This window comes from Halopseudomonas xiamenensis (assembly GCF_014219065.1).
In the GTDB taxonomy this organism is placed as follows: domain Bacteria; phylum Pseudomonadota; class Gammaproteobacteria; order Pseudomonadales; family Pseudomonadaceae; genus Halopseudomonas; species Halopseudomonas xiamenensis.
Genome location: NZ_JACLGO010000013.1, coordinates 44,865 through 60,445 on the forward strand (window position 1 = coordinate 44,865; position 15,581 = coordinate 60,445).

Below are 15,581 nucleotides of genomic sequence, written 5' to 3' on the forward strand. Positions count from 1 at the left end.
TACTGGTTCCGTCAGGGAGCCTGACCTGTGTTGCCCAGGATGCTGGGTTGGGTCCTATATCGGTGATATAGTGAGCATATCCATGGCTCGGAATTTAGTCAACACGCGCGATGAAAAATACAGTGTTGGCTATGAACATTGGCAAACAGCAGGGGGAGGGCTCCCATTGGCCGCAGTGAACTCACCAAAGAAAAAGATGCGGATGGAAATCAGTCAGGTAGATGTCAAGCGCGATCTGTTGCGTGCGGCAAGGCAGTTACTCAGCAGCGAAGGGCGAGAAGGTGCAACCATGCGGGCAATTTGTGCGGCCGCGGGTGTGACGCCACCTACCTTGTATCATTACTATGGCGATTTGGAAGGTTTGCATAAGTCGGCAATTGATGAAACCTATCTGGAGGTTGCGAAGGCTTATCATGGTGGTGCGGAGGAAAAAGGTCCGTTGAAGGGCATTCGTGATGGATGGGCGACATTTCTTGAATTTGCCCACTCTGAACCGAACATGTGCCGCATTGTTATTCAGCAGATAATGGCAGGGAATCCGCCGAGCATGGTAAGCGAGACATTGCGGGGGCTAGTGGAGGACCTGAAGGAAGTCCATGGCCGGGGGCTATTGAAGTTCTCCTCCGAGGACACCGCGCAACTGTTATGGATGTCGGCTTTAGGTGCATTGACCTACGCAGTCAGCAAAGATGGCCTGGTATTGGAGGGCTCTGAAGAGCCTGTGTTGCAAAAGGCGTTGCTTGAAATAACCCTGGGTGCGTTGTTTGAGTCTTGACGAAAAGGCGGGCACGGGTGGGCCCGCCTGTGGTTGCTACTCGGCTGACTCCAGACTGTCCACTATTGGAGAAAACTCGGCCGGAACCCACGCATAGGCGTCACTCTTGACCCGAACATGGCCCAGGCCGGGGAATGGGAGGTGCGCACCGGCAATCCAGAATTTCTGCGCAGAGCTCCTGGAAAGCAATTGCAGTCTCGAAGCTCTGGCTTGATCGGTATCGACGTCAGCTTCTATTACAACGTCAGGGTGAGCAAACTGCACTGCATGGTTATGCACTATATCCCCCCATACCATCAGGCGCTCGGTGCCTGAGCTGAACAGGTAGGCGGTATGACCGGGCGTATGCCCGTAGGCAGGAACACTTTTCACCCCGGGGAGCAGCGTATCATCCGGTTGATAACGTTGAAGCTTTTCTTCGGTATAGGGCGCCATGGCTGTGCGGGTCATATCGAAGAAAGCCTGGTCGGTTTCTGCGATATCCCCCATGGCTGTATCCAGCCAGAACTCTGCCTCTGCCTGGGGAACGTAAATGATCGCATTGGGAAAGGCTGGGGTGCCATCAGCATTGGCCACACCGCAGGAATGGTCGGGATGCAGGTGAGTCAGCAGGACAGTATCGATCTGCTCCGGCTTGTAACCTGACGCTCGGAGGTTGTTTGCCAGGGAGCCCATAGTAGGTCCGAAGCATTCTGCAGCGCCTGCATCTACCAATATCAAATGGCTGCCGGTGTTGATGAGATAGCCATTTACCGCTGTTTGTATTCCCTCTTCAGTATTGATGAACATTTCATTCAGCAGGTTTTGCAAATTGTCTTTACTTATTCCCTTCAGCCACGCCGGGTCAAAATGAACGTAGCCATCATACAGGGCGGTAACTTCCAGCTCGCCGATGTTCATTCGATAATAGCCGGGTACCTGATGTGGTTGCTTTGCTATGGGCTCGGCCAGAGATGTCGATGCTGCAACAACTGCCGCTAAGCCTGCTGCCAGCAAGGATCTACGGAAAAGAAATCTTGAAGACATGATGGTTATTCTCCGTGCCTGACAATGGATGTCAGGACGTGAAAAATCAGTACATTGATGATATGGAGCGCTCCAATGCACGTCGGGTTGAGCCTGGTTCGCTATTGGGCCAGCATGCCGGCGTCTACCAGATACTCGCTGCCGGTGATGTACGATGCCTCGTCAGACGCCAGGAACAACACTAGATTGGAAACCTCTTTTGGGTCAGCAATACGGCCCAAGGGAATCAAGCTGAGGGCATCACCTCCACTTTCATTGGTTGCTTCCACCATCATCGGAGTCTGAATAAAGCCTGGGTGAACCGAGTTGACGCGGATATTCCTGTTGCCGTATTCGACCGCCGTGGCCTTGGTCATGCCGCGCACGGCAAATTTGCTGGCCACATAGGCCAGGTTCGGGAAACCATAGTTGGCGGCCATGCCGGCAATCGAGGAGATGTTCACGATGGAACCGATGCCGGCTTTGAGCATGGATGGCAGAACAGCCTGCATACCGAGAAAAACGGAATGCTGGTTGACGTTGCAAACCTTCAGGTAATCTGCCTCGCTGAGCGCCAGGGTGTTGGCGACCGGACCGAGTATGCCGGCATTGTTGACCAGCACATTGATGTACCCATGCACGGACTCGGCCTTGGCGACCACCTCGGTCCAGGATCTGGCGCAGGTAACGTCGTGCTTCAGGAACAGCGCGTTGCCGCCCAGTTCATCGGCCAGCGCCTGCCCGACCTGTTCCGATACATCGGTCAATACCACCTTGGCGCCTTCGGCAATGAAACACCTGGCATGGGATTCGCCCATGCCCCTGGCGGCCCCGGTAATCAGCGCCACTTTGCCTGTCAGTCTACCCATGATGTCATCCTCTTGTTATATTGGTCGTTGTGAACTACTCGGCGATAAAGGTTTCGTACAGATGCAATGTGTCACTGTATTCCTTGATGCCGGTGATGCGCTTGCCGTCCACTTCGAACAGGAAGTGGTAGGTGTTTCTGAACACTCTTCCATTGTTCAATTCCGAGCACGACTCGGCTTCCACCGCGACCCGCTTGCCTTCGGCGGTCATCCCGCCGGGGGTGATCGGCAGAGCGCCCTGCTTGTACGCATTGACGACGCCGCTTAGCAGTTCGCCCATCTGTTGCTTGTCATAGCTGCCCGAGATACCGGGCACATTACCGGATACCCACCAGATACAGTCATCGTCCAGGCATTCGAGAATACCGGCCACATTGCCGGTCGAGAAAACACACAGAAAGTGGCGCACCACCTCTTTGTTGCGTTCAAGCAAATCGTTGGTTGTGTTCACTGCACTACTCCTGCGCCTGGGATTGCCTGAACAGAGCAGGCTGATCCTGATTTTTGTTGTGTGGTCGACTATCAATAGCATTCCTGCTTTATCGTGGTCAACATTTGTGTTGATATGGGTTGTTGTGGACGTTACACAAGAACAGGAGAGAAATAAAAATGAACAAGGCACTGCAGGTATTGCTGGACAAGCAGGCGATCCATGAAGTACTGGTTCGTTACTGCCGTGGTGCGGATCGCTGCGATGAGGAGTTGATTCGTTCCGTCTACCATGATGACGCCTATGATGATCACGGTTACTGGCGGGGAAGCGGAAGCGACTTTGCCCGCTTCGTGTCTGCCCGCCTGACCGCCGCCAATCTGACGACCACGCACTCGATCAGCAACGTCCTGATCGAGGTTGACGGGGATCGCGCCCTGTCCGAATCGCAGGTCGTGGCGACACTGTTGCGCAAGGGTAGCCCACGGCTGGCGGACGTGATGGGCGCACGTTATCTGGACCGCTTTTCCCGGCGCAATGGCGAGTGGAAAATCGATGAGCGCACGGTGGTGCTGGATTGGCACAAGGTTGAAACCTGGGCCGAAGCGGACGCGCCGATCCCCCTGGATGGCTTCACGCGGGGCGCCCGCTTTCCGGCTGATCCGGTGCATCGATTCATGACGACAGGGAAGCCTCGCTGAGCGAGGCTAATGGTGTTCCGTCAGTGGAGGTCGCCGGTTGGCGTGATCACCAGTTTGCCGATCAGGCTGCGCGATAGTATGGCCTTGAGCGCTTCCGGCGTCTGCTCCAGCGGATAGGTCTTCGAGATCAGCGGTTCCAGCTTGCCCGTCCTGTACATGTCCGACAGTTGGGTGAAGCTGGCCTGATGCTGAGCCGGGTCGCGTTGCACGGCGGGCCACCAGAAGATACCAACCACCTGGAAATTCTTCAACAACAACAGGTTGGCCGGAATCTGCGGAATCTGGCCGCTGGCAAAGCCGACGATCAGCAACCGGCCGTCATGGTTCATGCAGCGCGACATGCTGTTGAAGGCTTCGCCGCCAACGGTGTCCATGCACAGATCGGCGCCCCGGCCATCGGTCAGTTCCAGCACCCGTTGCTTCAGATCTTCACGGCTGTAATCGATCAAGTGATGCGCGCCATGTGCCTTGGCAGCCCCCAGCTTATCGGCGGAACTGGCGACGGCGATTACCCTGGCGCCGAGAGCCCTGGCAATTTCGATGCTGGCCAAGCCCACTCCGCCTGCGGCGCCCAGCACCACCAGCGTTTCACCCTGTTGTATCCGGCCGCGCCGGACCAGCGCGTAGTAACTGGTGCCGTACGACGAATAGAACCCGGATGCCGTGACATAGTCCATGCCCTCGGGCACCGGAACCGCCAGTTCGGCACGGGCCACGGCTTCTTCGGCAAAGCCGCCATGGCCGTCCCTTGTCAGTGCCATAATCCGGTCGCCTACACGGTGGCGGGTGATATTGGTGCCGGCTTCAATGACTTCGCCAGCGACTTCAAACCCTGGAGTGAAAGGTAGTGGTGGTTTGACTTGATACTGACCCTGGATGAGTAGGTTGTCAGGAAAGTTGACCGCGGCAGCATGGACTCTGACTCGGATATCGTCAGGCCCTATGGGCGGACTGTCCACATAGCCTGAGATCAGTGTCTCGGCCGGGCCGTATTCTTCGCAAATGATGGCTCGCATGGTAGCCCTCTCGCTAGTGTTATTCGATGAGAAGTAGAGCATGAGCAGCTGGGATACTGACGTTGGAGTCAGCTCAAGTCAACTTTAATGTTGATTTCTTGATTCAAAGGTACGCACTCAGCAAAATGCAATCATTCATCAAGCGAATAGCATGGGGGATCAACCTTTGTGTTGACTGGGGTTGATAAAGATTGCAGGATTGCTCCAAGCAAAAAAGAAAGGATATGCGCCATGTCAGATGTGGAACGCAGACTCAAGTTACTTGAAGACCGGGCTGAGTTACAGGACCTAGCCGTCCGCTATTTTGTCGCGACAGACGATGACGACTACGCGACGATGGAAATGCTATTTGCACCTGATGCCGTCTTCCGTGCGGGCGGATTCACAGGGGGAACTGATCGTGCAGCGATCATGGCGTTTCTTCGCAACGCCAGGGCCAATATGGGCGTCACTATCCACACCCCTCATTACAGCCTGATCACGTTTACCGGTGAGAGCAGTGCGACTGGCGTGGTTGGCGCCCACCTTGAAATTGCCATGGGTGGTGAGAGTCTGTTTGGAGCTGTGCGTTATCAGGATGAATACGTACGTCTGGATGGAAAATGGTATTTCGCACAAAGGGAAATGCTGACAATACATATGGGTCCATGGGAGCAGGTAGTGACATCGCTGACCACCGAGTTGCGTGTGCGCTGGCCCGGTAGCGATCCGCAACCGGCCGACCTGCCGGCTCGCCAGGGCTGAGCCGTTCAATCGACCATTCAGGGTTGCAGTTATGCAGTTAGACACGATAGAAGACATCATCGAGGACATCCGCCTCGGGAAAATGGTCATATTGATTGATGACGAGGATCGCGAGAATGAGGGCGACCTGGTCATGGCTGCCCAGCATGTCAAGGCTGAGCATGTAAACTTCATGGCCCGCTTTGCTCGAGGGCTGATTTGCATGCCGATGAGCAAGCATCAGGCGGAACGCCTCGGCTTGCGCTTGATGGTGGAACGTAATGACTCGGGATTCGGTACCAAGTTTACTACCTCCATTGAAGCATCCACCGGGGTGACTACTGGTATCTCCGCCGCGGACCGAGCGCGTACTGTGCAAGTAGCGGCGAAGCCAGATGCCCGTGCGGAGGATATTGTTCAACCGGGGCACATCTTTCCATTGATCGCTGAGCCTGGCGGGGTATTGGTACGTGCTGGTCATACTGAAGCATCATGTGATCTTGCCCGGTTGGCTGGGCTGAATGAGGCCGGTGTCATTTGTGAAGTCATGAATGACGATGGGAGTATGGCTCGTCTACCTGAATTGCTTGAATTTGCCCGTGAGCACGGACTTCGTATTGGGACGATTGCTGATTTGATCCACTACCGTGCCGTATATGAGACTACGGTTGAGCGGGTAAGTCAGAGTCAGGTCATGACAGGGCATGGGGAGTTTCTCCTGCACACCTATCGGGATCGGATCAATGGAGATCTTCACCTGGCGCTCACGCAAGGTACGCTGGATCGTTCGCCAACCCTGGTTCGTGTGCAGCAAGCAGTTGCTCTGCGTGATCTGTTGGGTATCCAGATCCCCGGCAGTAGTGGTTGGAATATTCAACGTTGTCTCGCCCGCATCGCAGCGGAAGGGAAGGGGGCACTGGTGCTCCTTGCAGGTCATGAAACATCCAACGACGTGAAACTCAGAGTTGATGTGCTGACAGGCAAGTCTAAGTTGTCCAGAGCTCCTGCAGATGGGGATCCGCTCATGATAGGGGTAGGCTCTCAGATACTCAGGGATCTTGGTTTGGGGGATATGCGGCTGATGGCCGGGCCGGCAAAATATCACGGTATTTCCGGGTTCAACCTGCAGGTTTTTGAGTACGTTGACTGCAACTGACTACGCATCCAGTTTACGCGCTCAAAAGAGGTACTGGTAATTGTAGTAGCATTTATTTTTAAAAATATTATTATTTTTCAGTAAGTTATATGCAGCTTCCATGGGTGCTGCTTTTTTTTGCCCACCAAATCAACATTTGTGTTGACTTAGTGGTGAGCCCTGATTAATTTGTAAGAACCAAAGAACGGGATGGGGAAGACAATATGAAATTCAATTTGATGCAAACGGGAGTGATTGGCCGCCGGCATGAACTGGAAGCCGGTATGGCCGGCCAGCGGCCCGAGCTGTATCAGCGTTTCCTGGAAGAGGTACGCGGCTATGTACGCCTGGCTGACGATCTGGGGTACGGGGCTTACTGTCAGCCCGAACACCACCTGCAGATCGAAGGGTTCGAGATCAACAACCACCCGGGCATGTTCAGTTTGTATGTAGGCTTACACTCCAAGCGCATGAAGGCCGGCATCATGGGCTATACCCTGCCCACACATAATCCGGTACGGGTCGCCGAGGAAATTGCCACGCTGGATCATATGCTCCAGGGTCGACTGATGGTGGGCTTTACCCGTGGTTACCATGCACGCTGGGTTGACTCCATGGCGGCTCGCCCGGGTGTGAGCGCCACTACACCGGTGAATGCCAAGGCGCGTGACGAGCAGGATGCGCTGAACCGCGAAGTGTTTGAAGAGTCCTTGCAGATCATCAAGAAAGCCTGGGCCAGTGATGTGTTCAGCCACAAGGGCAAGCACTGGGAGTTTCCGCCCAATGGCGGTTCATCGGGTCATCCGGCCTATGCCAGCATGGGTAAAGGCATGGATGCTGATGGGATCGTACGTAAGATCGGCATTGCTCCCAAGTGCTATCAAAACCCCCATCCGAAGATCTATGGTGGCTTTGCCGGCAGCATGCGGACAGTGGATATGTGGGCCCGCGAAGGAGGCAAGCCGATCGTACTGGCGGCAGACCTGGACTTCTGTGACACCTTGTGGAACCGCTATGCCGAAACGGCGCGGGCCCATGAGCGTGATGTTGCCCGTGAAGACGTTGCCGCCTGGGGTGGTTTTTTGATGCTGACTGACGACAAGGAGCATGCGCAGAAGCTGATGGCCGAGCATCAATGGTTCTGGGACAAGTGGTTTATCCCCTTCGGTCAGAAGATGCCGAACGTTCTGATCGGCAGTGCCGATGAGATTGCCGACCAGATTGGCCGTGCCCATGACCGTCTGGGCTTTAATGAACTGTTTCTCATGTTTGGCCAGGGCCACCTGGATCCGGAACAGAACAATGAAGAGCTGGAGAAGTTTGCCTCATTGGTTGCGCCACGCTTCTCCACCAAGGACGCCGAAGGCACCATGGTGTGAGCTTGGCAATCACTTGAATATTGGTCGATGGATTTGACCCGTCCCGGCTGCCATTCAGGCCCTATTAGGCTCGAGTGGCAACCGAATCAATTTATCTGGAGGTGCGCCATGACTGATATTCTTGGCGAAGAGAGAAGCGAAATGATCGACCCAAGCCGATTCAGAAAGGTTCTGGGGCATTACCCCACCGGGGTATGCGCTATTACCGCAGTGGATCCAGAAGGGAACATAGCCGGTATGGCGGTGGGCTCTTTTACATCTGTTTCGTTGAACCCACCATTGGTTGCGTTTCTACCTGATCGCAGTTCGACCAGTTGGCCAAAAATAGAGCGTGCCGGGAAATTCTGCGTCAATGTACTGAGCGCTAAACAACTGGATGTCTGTAGGCGGCTTGCCTCCAAGGCCGAAAATAAATTTGAAGGTTTGGACTATTATCTTTCCAAAAATGGGTCGCCCATCATAAAAGATGTTGTTGCGTGGATAGACTGTGACCTGGAACGGGTTGATGAGGCGGGAGACCATTATATCGTTCTTGGCGCTGTCCGTGATCTTCAGATTGAATCTGGGAGTGGATCGTTACTATTTTCCCACGGCGAGTATGGTGGTTTTTCGCCACTCTCAACGTGTTCGATATAATCTTGAAAAATGACCATTCATGATGATTGCCTATGATGGTCTGGGGATGGAGATTTAAATGGTAACTGTTCTGAATTTTTTGGTAATACTACAAATAAATACAGATTAAGGTGGCAGGTCCATCTAGAAGCCATGCTGATTGCTCAGAATAATAACCATATTAGTGGGAGAGCCTTCAATGACAAAAAGAAAGGAATGGTTTGAGGTTTCAACTATTGGAGACTTATTGGTGCGTGCGGCCAGTCAGTTTCCGGACCGGGAAGCGGTTATATTTCCAGATGAACGGCGAACCTATCAACAACTTTATGACAATGCTTTGCAGGTGGCCCGTGGGCTGTTTGCACTGGGTGTTCGTTCAGGAGAGCACGTCGGGCTGATGTCTGCCAACTGTCCAGAATTTATAGAAGGACTATTGGGAGCATCCATGCTTGGATGTGTGGTAGTGCCTATCAACGCGCGGCATAAGGCCAGCGAGATCGGCTATATCATTGAAAATGCCAATCTGGTGGCACTGCTTACAACTGCAGGCGAGAACGAATATACCAATTTCACTCAGTTATTCTGTGATGCGCTTCCCTCTCTGGCCGATGCGGAGTCGCCCGCCGCTCTGGCCCTTACACAAGTACCACGATTACGCAGCACCGTTTTACTGCGTGGGGAGGGACGCCGAGGTTTTATCGGACAACCGGAATTTCTACGGTTGGCGGAGACGATCAGTGATGGCGAGGTTCATGCGGCCAGGCTGCGTATAAGCGTAAGTGATTTGGCCTTACTGGTTTATACGTCAGGTACCACGGCGAACCCCAAGGGCTGCATGCTTAGCCATGAAACCATTGTACGTGGATCGGTGCACCGCACACGTACTCGCTACGCTACGAGTGAACACCATATTGCTTGGAATCCAGGCCCTCTTTTCCATATAGCGGCTCTCGCTCCATTTATCGGCGTAATGGGAGTCTACGGCACCTATTTGACGGATACCTTTTTTGAACCGGGTCGGGCAATTGCTCTGATGGAGCAAGAAAATGTCGAAATGGCCTGGCCATGGTTCCCGGCAATTGTGCAGGGTGTGCTGGACCATCCCACATTTGATCCGAGCAAGCTCGCTTCGCTACGAAAAATCATGCTGATTGGCCCGCCGGCGTTGGCGAAGAGGGTTCTGGATACTTTTCCCGGGACGGAGCTGCTCCAGGCATGCGGTATGACTGAGACCGCCGGAATCTTTGCACTGAGCGACCCTGAGGATACTCAGGAGCAGCGAATTCACACCCAGGGTCGTGCTGCTGTAGGTATGGAAGTGCGTATCGCCAGCCTAAGTGGCGAGGGGGATGCTGCGCCCAATGAGGTGGGGGAGATTCTGGTGCGTGGGTACTGTGTGATGGATGGTTACTACCGTGACCCGGAGAAAACCGCATCAAGCCTGGATAAGGACGGTTGGCTGCATACTGGCGATCTCTACCTGCGCACAGAAGAAGGTAGCCTGATTTTCAATGGGCGCCTTAAAGACATGCTCAAGGTTGGAGGTGAGAATGTCGCTGCAATTGAAATAGAAGCCTATCTCTGTGAGCATCCTTGTGTTGCTATCGCTGAAGTGGTCGGTAAGCCTGATCGGCGTTTGGATGAGGTGCCAGTTGCGTTTGTCGAGCTGAAACCGGGTAAAGCTGCTCAGGCTGAAGAGCTGATTGAGTTTTGCAAGGGTAACATCGCCAGTTTCAAAGTGCCCCGCGCCATCTATTTCATGAACCCGGGAAGTTGGCCAATGTCAGCGACGAAGGTCGACAAACGTGCGCTGAGAAATATGTTGTGCGAATAAGCCAGGTAGTGTCTATGAGGTTTTATGAAAGCTAAGACAGAGGTCTATTCATGGCGTTGACACTTGACTCTATCCATAGAGTGGTACAGGAAATAGTGAAAGATGTGAAGGAGGGAGAGCCTCTGTCAGAGCTCGATGCTGTTCTTGTAGGTCTGGCTGTGCGCGCGTCACCTTCAGCCCTGGATGTTGTGGGTGTTGATAAGTATGTGCGCCTTGCGCTTGATGCCGGGGCTACCTCTGCACAGGTGCATGAAACGTTGGTCCTGGTTTCAGGGCTTGGTGTACATACACTCATGGCAGGTTCACCGATTGTAGCTTCCGTATTGCTTGAGCGGAATGACCCCTTGATGCTTGAACCGTTCGATTCCCAGCGGCAGAAGCTGTGGTCTACTTACATAGGCAACGATCCGTTCTGGAACAGTATGGAACGAGAGGTTCCCGGTTTTCTTGAGTCTTTGCTGAGACAGTCACCGGACGCATTTGAGGCATTCTTCCAATACTGCGCTGTTCCATGGAAAACGGCAGCGTTGCGAGCCTATATCAAGGAATTGATTTCACTGGCGGTGGACGCCTCACCAACTCATCGCTTTTTACCTGGCTTGCGTTTGCATTTAGCGAATGCACTTCAGCTAGGGGTTGGCCGCAAGGCGATTTTACAGACACTGGCCATTGCCGCTGCGGCTCCTGCCCACGAAGGGGTTATATAGATGATTGGACATATTCCACTGAGTGCAGACGATCAAGCTGAAGGTCTTTATTTTGGCAATATGCTGTTGAGAAAGTACTCCAGAAACGTGAGTTTACGGGAAGAGGCAGGTGAAGAACGTTCAATGAGCGTAGCAGAGAAAATAATTCATATGTTTTTCACGCCAACAGAGACTGGTCGGGTGGCGTGAATTAGCCTGATCATCCAGGCAGTGATCCCACGGCATCAGCAGTGGGATCACTGCAGGTTTTATTCAGTCTACCAAGTATCAATGAATGGCCGCTTTTTCCCTCGTTTCTGGTTCGGGGTTCTTGCTGCCTGTATGCATTGCATCAGCCATTGACGCGAGTCTGCCGGGTCAATGACAGCATCGAACTCCAGCGATGCTGCTACGTTGATGGCTTTCCCCTGCTGATAGAACTTGTCGACGAGACGATCGAATAAAAGCTTTTGTTCGTCAGGGTCAGCGATGGCATCCAGTTCAGCCCTGTAGGCGAGTGTCACTGCTCCTTCAAATCCCATTCCTCCAAACTCGCCAGTCGGCCATGCTACGGTTGATAGGGGAGCATGGAAGGACCCGCCGGTCATGGCCATGGCACCGAGACCGTAACCTTTGCGGACGATCAAACTGAAAAACGGCACATTCAAATTGGCAGCGACCGCAAACATGCGACTGGAATGACGAACGTGCGCAGCTTTCTCGCTGTCAGGGCCGACCATGAAGCCGGGCGTGTCGCAAATACTGAGCACCGGCAGATCAAAAGCATCGCAAAGCTGAAGAAAGCGTGCCGCTTTATCTGCGCCATCGGCGTCTATTGCACCACCGAGTACCTTTGGATTATTCGCTATGATACCCAGAGGATGACCTTCCATACGTACTAACGCGGTAATCATATTGCTGGCGAATTGCTCACGTAGCTGAATAGCGCTGCCGCAGTCAGCGAGAGTCTCTATTGCTGACCACATATCGTAGGAGCGCAAGCGGTTCTCGGGTATGGCATATCGCAGTTGACGCTGGTCGTCACACTTCCAGTGGGTAAGCGCCCCCTGGAAATAGCCAAGCATCTGTTTGGCAATCAGGGTGGCATGGGTTTCGTCTTCTGCAAGATAATCCACCACGCCGTTGTGGGTTTGCAAATTGACCGGGCCTATATCTTCAGCGGCGAATGTGCCGAGTCCTGCACCTTCTACCATTGCGGGACCCGCCATACCGATATTGGCGTCTTGGGTTGCAATTATGATATCACTGGAGCCAGCCAGGACAGCATTGCCGGCGAAGCATCGACCACTGACGATACTGATGCGGGGGGCCAGTCCACTCAGCTTGGCGAATTGCCAGAAGCTGGGCATATTCAGTCCGGTCGCACGTGTAGCATCATCATCATCCCCTGGCCGGCCTCCACCACCTTCGGCATAGAGAACAACAGGTATTTCCAGCTCAGCGGCAATTGTCAGCATACGGGAAAGCTTTTTGTGGCTCATGAGTCCTTGTGTACCGGCCAGGACCGTATAGTCGTATGCAAGTACTAAAGTCCTGGCTTGCTGAGGACCGAACTGGCTGCCATTGATTTGACCAATTCCGGCGATCAAGCCATCCGCAGGGGTCGAGTGGGACAACTCTTCTACTGACTGCCGACCACGTCTTGCCGCGAATGTCAGAGCGCCGTATTCCATAAAGCTGTCGGGGTCACATAGATCATGGAGATTTTCTCGGGCCGTGCGTTTCTGCATGGCATGACGACGTTCCACGGCTTGAGAGCGAGCAGAGTCCACAACCCGTGCATGCCGGGCCAGAGCCTCGGCCAGATCCGCTCTGATCGCTTCAAGGTCTGGTGCTTCGCTGCTTGCGTCCACTGCAAGAGTGTCCAGGGCGGCCGGCTCGATAAGGAAAAGCGTTTGATGTTCGCTGATTGCGGTGCCCGCCGTCGCGGCAAGGCGGCGTATGATACCAGCTTCAGATGCATTGATTGTATGCTGCATCTTCATTGACTCAATTACTGCCATCAGCTGTCCGGGCCGGACCGGCTGATCCTGTGCTACACAGAGCTCCACCAGCAGCCCGCCCATGGGTGCCTTGACGGGAAGCAGGCCTTCCTCCTCACTGAGGTTGGGCTCAATGCCAACTGCTGCGATAGCATCGGCATATTGAACTGGGTGACAATGCGCTGATGTGGCGACCAGTTGCTCCAAGTGTTCGTCAATGAAACGTGTGTAGACCTGGTGGCTGGCCACATCAGGATGACAAAGCAGATTCTTGAGAAACTCAATGTTGGTCTGCACACCCTGGACCCGGGTTTGACACAGGGCCCGATAGGCTCGACTGACCAGTCCATCGAAGCTGGTCGCCGGCGTATGCAGAATCAGTTTCATCAGCAGCGAGTCATAACGTGGATTGCTTGTGTAGCCTGCATAACCGAAGCTATCAATTCTGATGCCGGGGCCTCCAGGTGGCTCGAATATATCGAGCGTACCGCCTGCTGGCCGGATATTGCCATCCTTTTGCAGCATCTCCATGTTCACTCGTAGTTGCATGGCGTAGCCCAGGGGTTGTGGAATATTGGGTTGCTGCAGATTCATGCTACGTAGTGTTTCGCCGCTGGCCAAGCGCAACTGAGTCTGAACAAGATCAATACCAGTCACTGCTTCGGTAATGGTATGTTCCACCTGGAGGCGAGGGTTTGCCTCGATAAAGAAAAAGCGATCAGTGCACGAATCCAACAGGAATTCAAATGTGCTCAGGCTATTCAGTTGTACAGTATTGGCCAGAGCGAGCGCTGCTTCGATCATGGCGTTCCGCAGACAGGGGCGCAGAGTCGGGCTGGGTGCGACTTCCACCACTTTCTGGTGCTTGCGTTGTAGGCTGCACTCTCTCTCCCATAAGTGGACTACCTCTGAGCCGTCGCCAACAATCTGTATCTCGAGGTGCCGGGCTTGAGGAATCATTTCCTCTATATACAGATCGCCATTACCGAAGGCAGAAAGAGCCTCGGTCCTGCATTGCTGAAAAGCATCTTCCAGGTCGTCGATGTGCTGGACGATACGCATACCGCGCCCGCCCCCACCTGCAACTGCTTTGAGTAGAGCAGGGCTTGAATGGGGAAGATGTGAAAGAAACTCTCTGGCTTGTCGCAAGTCGGTACTGGCATCAAGTCCTGGAATAACCGGAACGCCACACTGCTTGGCCAGCACCCTGGCGCTGGCTTTGTTACCCAGACGTTGAAGTACGTCTGGGTTGGGCCCTACAAAGGTTATGCCTGCTGTTGCACATAGTCTGGCGAACTCTGCTTGCTCACTAAGAAAGCCGTAACCTGGGTGGATGGCATCGCAGCCGTGCTGCTGTGCGAGTTCTACTATTTGTGTGGCATCAAGATAGGCCGCGACGCCAGTGCCCTCAAGCATGACACTCTGATCAGCGATTCGAATATGCAGCGATTGTGCATCGTCCGCCGGAAAGACTGCCAGACTGGCTATGCCAAGGTCTGCGGCGGCGCGTGCGATACGGATGGCTATCTCGCCTCGATTGGCAATAAGAAGCTTGTTAATCATGTGTTGGCCCCTGTCTGGATATAAAAAAGGCCGGGCGCTTCTGCACCCGGCCTCAGATACTGCAAATCCTGATCAGCGACCTTTCCATTCCGCCTTGCGCTTTTCAACAAAGGCGTTACGGCCCTCCAATACATCTTCGCTGGATGCGTATTCCTCGATCGGTTCGAAACGAGTGGCGAGAGCCACCTCCAGAGGGTAGTCCAACCGGCTCATGGCTGCATCCTTGGCTGCCTGGTTTGCCAAGGGAGAGGCTGCTGCTATTTTTTCAGCCCAACTGAGTGCGGCTTCTGCAAGCTTGGGATACTCGACGACCTCGTTCACCAGTCCATAAGAGAAGGCGTCCTGGGCGCTCATCCGATCACCGGTCAGAATCATCCCCATAGCAATACGTTGTGGCAACTGGCGTACGGCGCGATGAACTACACCACACTCACCAATAATTCCAGCTTTGGTTTCGGGCAAGCCAAACTGCGCATTGTCTGCGGCAACAATAATGTCTGCACACAGGGCCAGCTCGAACCCACCACCCAGCGCATAGCCTTGAACTGCAGCTACCAGTGGCTTTTTCAGTTTTACCAAGGGGCCGCCAATACCGGTAAGTCCACCGCCAACGCCCATGCGTGATGTGCGCTCAGTACCGCCGCTGATATCACCACCGACGCAGAATGCGCGTTCTCCTTCAGCTGAGAGGACGGCTACCCAGATTTTCGGGTTGCGGTTGATTTCCTGCCATGCCTCATAAAGCGCTTGGTCCATCTCACCATTAATGGCATTCAGAGACTTGGGTCGGTTCAGACGTACATGGGCAATATGGCCCTCAACATAAAAGTCTATGTTCGACATGGCT

The 15,581-nt window shown here is 53.9% G+C and carries 15 protein-coding genes; 9 read left to right on the top strand and 6 right to left on the bottom strand.

The features are described 5' to 3' along the window. Positions 1-82: 82 nt before the first annotated feature. Positions 83-775, top strand: a complete 693-nt coding sequence (locus tag H6X51_RS10600) for a TetR/AcrR family transcriptional regulator (protein ID WP_185267505.1) — start codon at positions 83-85, stop codon at positions 773-775. A gap of 36 nt (positions 776-811) precedes the next feature. Here H6X51_RS10600 and H6X51_RS10605 read toward each other — a convergent pair whose 3' ends face one another. From H6X51_RS10605 to H6X51_RS10615, 3 genes are all read right to left on the bottom strand, one after another. Continuing rightward, on the bottom strand, positions 812-1,801 hold the full coding sequence (locus tag H6X51_RS10605; RefSeq protein ID WP_185267506.1) for an MBL fold metallo-hydrolase: 990 nt from the start codon (positions 1,799-1,801) through the stop codon (positions 812-814). A gap of 101 nt (positions 1,802-1,902) precedes the next feature. After that, positions 1,903-2,649: an SDR family NAD(P)-dependent oxidoreductase gene (locus H6X51_RS10610; RefSeq protein ID WP_185267507.1), complete on the bottom strand. Its 747-nt coding sequence runs from the start codon at positions 2,647-2,649 to the stop codon at positions 1,903-1,905. Between the two features lie 34 nt (positions 2,650-2,683). Next, positions 2,684-3,100 (bottom strand): nuclear transport factor 2 family protein, encoded by a 417-nt coding sequence (locus H6X51_RS10615; protein ID WP_218278807.1) that lies wholly within the window; start codon positions 3,098-3,100, stop codon positions 2,684-2,686. 158 nt (positions 3,101-3,258) lie between these two features. On the opposite strand from H6X51_RS10615, the gene H6X51_RS10620 reads away from it, so the two are divergent. Beyond that, positions 3,259-3,780: a nuclear transport factor 2 family protein gene (locus tag H6X51_RS10620; RefSeq protein WP_185267508.1), complete on the top strand. Its 522-nt coding sequence runs from the start codon at positions 3,259-3,261 to the stop codon at positions 3,778-3,780. A gap of 20 nt (positions 3,781-3,800) precedes the next feature. Here the strand turns inward: H6X51_RS10620 and H6X51_RS10625 are convergent, their stop codons facing one another. Continuing rightward, the gene (locus H6X51_RS10625) at positions 3,801-4,796 is read right to left on the bottom strand and encodes an NADPH:quinone oxidoreductase family protein (RefSeq protein WP_185267509.1); all 996 of its coding nucleotides are present in this window, start codon (positions 4,794-4,796) and stop codon (positions 3,801-3,803) included. Positions 4,797-5,027: 231 nt separating this feature from the next. On the opposite strand from H6X51_RS10625, the gene H6X51_RS10630 reads away from it, so the two are divergent. The 7 genes from H6X51_RS10630 to H6X51_RS10660 all read left to right on the top strand — a co-directional run bounded on the left by H6X51_RS10630 (position 5,028) and on the right by H6X51_RS10660 (position 11,378). Then, positions 5,028-5,540, top strand: a complete 513-nt coding sequence (locus H6X51_RS10630; RefSeq protein WP_105643216.1) for a nuclear transport factor 2 family protein — start codon at positions 5,028-5,030, stop codon at positions 5,538-5,540. 31 nt (positions 5,541-5,571) lie between these two features. Next, positions 5,572-6,675 carry a bifunctional 3,4-dihydroxy-2-butanone-4-phosphate synthase/GTP cyclohydrolase II gene (gene ribBA, locus H6X51_RS10635; protein ID WP_105643217.1) on the top strand — a complete coding sequence of 368 codons (1,104 nt, stop codon included), beginning with the start codon at positions 5,572-5,574 and terminating at the stop codon, positions 6,673-6,675. A gap of 203 nt (positions 6,676-6,878) precedes the next feature. After that, a complete protein-coding gene (locus tag H6X51_RS10640; protein ID WP_185267510.1) occupies positions 6,879-8,033 on the top strand; it encodes an LLM class flavin-dependent oxidoreductase in 1,155 nt (384 codons plus the stop codon). Between the two features lie 108 nt (positions 8,034-8,141). Beyond that, entirely contained in the window at positions 8,142-8,669 is a 528-nt protein-coding gene (locus H6X51_RS10645) for a flavin reductase family protein (protein WP_221627311.1), read from the top strand. A gap of 178 nt (positions 8,670-8,847) precedes the next feature. Next, complete coding sequence (locus H6X51_RS10650) at positions 8,848-10,482, top strand: class I adenylate-forming enzyme family protein (protein ID WP_185267511.1); 1,635 nt, start codon at positions 8,848-8,850, stop codon at positions 10,480-10,482. A gap of 50 nt (positions 10,483-10,532) precedes the next feature. Then, positions 10,533-11,189, top strand: a complete 657-nt coding sequence (locus tag H6X51_RS10655; RefSeq protein ID WP_185267512.1) for a carboxymuconolactone decarboxylase family protein — start codon at positions 10,533-10,535, stop codon at positions 11,187-11,189. Beyond that, positions 11,190-11,378 carry a hypothetical protein gene (locus H6X51_RS10660; RefSeq protein ID WP_146114526.1) on the top strand — a complete coding sequence of 63 codons (189 nt, stop codon included), beginning with the start codon at positions 11,190-11,192 and terminating at the stop codon, positions 11,376-11,378. Positions 11,379-11,446: 68 nt separating this feature from the next. Here the strand turns inward: H6X51_RS10660 and H6X51_RS10665 are convergent, their stop codons facing one another. Further along, positions 11,447-14,734: an acetyl-CoA carboxylase family protein gene (locus H6X51_RS10665; protein WP_185267513.1), complete on the bottom strand. Its 3,288-nt coding sequence runs from the start codon at positions 14,732-14,734 to the stop codon at positions 11,447-11,449. Positions 14,735-14,806: 72 nt separating this feature from the next. Beyond that, a complete protein-coding gene (locus H6X51_RS10670) occupies positions 14,807-15,577 on the bottom strand; it encodes an enoyl-CoA hydratase-related protein (protein WP_185267514.1) in 771 nt (256 codons plus the stop codon). Positions 15,578-15,581: the final 4 nt, after the last annotated feature.

Coding starts and splice junctions, on each gene's coding strand:
- H6X51_RS10665 (WP_185267513.1), bottom strand. CDS start 14,734: ATGATTAACAAGCTTCTTATTGCCAATCGAGGCGAGATAGCCATCCGT.
- H6X51_RS10605 (WP_185267506.1), bottom strand. CDS start 1,801: ATGTCTTCAAGATTTCTTTTCCGTAGATCCTTGCTGGCAGCAGGCTTA.
- H6X51_RS10640 (WP_185267510.1), top strand. CDS start 6,879: ATGAAATTCAATTTGATGCAAACGGGAGTGATTGGCCGCCGGCATGAA.
- H6X51_RS10610 (WP_185267507.1), bottom strand. CDS start 2,649: ATGGGTAGACTGACAGGCAAAGTGGCGCTGATTACCGGGGCCGCCAGG.
- H6X51_RS10645 (WP_221627311.1), top strand. CDS start 8,142: ATGACTGATATTCTTGGCGAAGAGAGAAGCGAAATGATCGACCCAAGC.
- H6X51_RS10630 (WP_105643216.1), top strand. CDS start 5,028: ATGTCAGATGTGGAACGCAGACTCAAGTTACTTGAAGACCGGGCTGAG.
- H6X51_RS10650 (WP_185267511.1), top strand. CDS start 8,848: ATGACAAAAAGAAAGGAATGGTTTGAGGTTTCAACTATTGGAGACTTA.
- H6X51_RS10625 (WP_185267509.1), bottom strand. CDS start 4,796: ATGCGAGCCATCATTTGCGAAGAATACGGCCCGGCCGAGACACTGATC.
- H6X51_RS10670 (WP_185267514.1), bottom strand. CDS start 15,577: ATGTCGAACATAGACTTTTATGTTGAGGGCCATATTGCCCATGTACGT.
- H6X51_RS10620 (WP_185267508.1), top strand. CDS start 3,259: ATGAACAAGGCACTGCAGGTATTGCTGGACAAGCAGGCGATCCATGAA.
- H6X51_RS10660 (WP_146114526.1), top strand. CDS start 11,190: ATGATTGGACATATTCCACTGAGTGCAGACGATCAAGCTGAAGGTCTT.
- H6X51_RS10600 (WP_185267505.1), top strand. CDS start 83: ATGGCTCGGAATTTAGTCAACACGCGCGATGAAAAATACAGTGTTGGC.
- ribBA (WP_105643217.1), top strand. CDS start 5,572: ATGCAGTTAGACACGATAGAAGACATCATCGAGGACATCCGCCTCGGG.
- H6X51_RS10655 (WP_185267512.1), top strand. CDS start 10,533: ATGGCGTTGACACTTGACTCTATCCATAGAGTGGTACAGGAAATAGTG.